This window comes from Streptomyces malaysiensis subsp. samsunensis (assembly GCF_024519315.1).
Taxonomy (GTDB): domain Bacteria; phylum Actinomycetota; class Actinomycetes; order Streptomycetales; family Streptomycetaceae; genus Streptomyces; species Streptomyces malaysiensis.
In genome coordinates, this window is the sequence record NZ_JANIIC010000227.1 from 1 (window position 1) to 982 (window position 982).

The 982-nt window shown below is 63.1% G+C and carries 1 protein-coding gene; it reads right to left on the reverse strand.

From position 1 onward, the window contains the following. Window positions 1-982 (reverse strand): flavodoxin-dependent (E)-4-hydroxy-3-methylbut-2-enyl-diphosphate synthase (gene ispG / locus NQU54_RS48620; protein WP_257636666.1); only part of this gene is annotated, 982 nt, incomplete at both ends.

Sequence of the window (982 nt, forward strand, 5' to 3'; positions counted from 1 at the left end):
TTCATGGCCTCGTCGATCAGGGTCTCCACGATCTTCGACTCCGGCACGGTCTTGATGACCTCGCCCTTGACGAAGATCTGCCCCTTGCCATTCCCGGAAGCGACACCCAGATCCGCCTCACGCGCCTCACCGGGGCCATTGACCACGCACCCCATGACCGCCACCCGCAGCGGAACCTCCATCCCCTCCAGACCCGCCGTCACCTGATCCGCCAGCTTGTACACATCCACCTGCGCCCGCCCGCACGACGGACACGAAACGATCTCCAACCGCCGCTGCCGCAGATTCAACGACTCCAGAATCTGAATCCCGACCTTCACCTCCTCCGCCGGAGGCGCCGACAACGACACCCGGATCGTGTCCCCGATCCCCTCACTCAGCAGCGCACCGAACGCCACCGCCGACTTGATCGTCCCCTGGAACGCCGGACCCGCCTCCGTCACACCCAGATGCAACGGGTAATCACACTGCGCCGCCAACTGACGGTAGGCATTGACCATCACCACCGGATCGTTGTGCTTCACCGAGATCTTGATATCCCGGAAACCATGCTCCTCGAACAGCGAGCACTCCCACAACGCCGACTCCACCAACGCCTCCGGCGTCGCCTTCCCATACTTCTCCAGCAACCGCTTGTCCAACGACCCCGCGTTCACCCCGATACGAATCGGCACACCCGCATCCGACGCCGCCCGCGCGATCTCCCTGACCTTGTCATCGAACTGCCGGATGTTCCCCGGATTCACCCGCACCGCCGCACACCCGGCATCAATCGCCGCAAACACATACTTCGGCTGAAAATGAATGTCGGCAATGACCGGAATCTGCGACTTCTTCGCGATCACCGGCAACGCATCCGCATCATCCTGCGACGGACACGCCACCCGCACAATCTGGCACCCCGACGCCGTCAACTCCGCGATCTGCTGCAACGTCGCACCGACATCCGCCGTCACCGTCGTCGTCATCGACTGCACCGAGA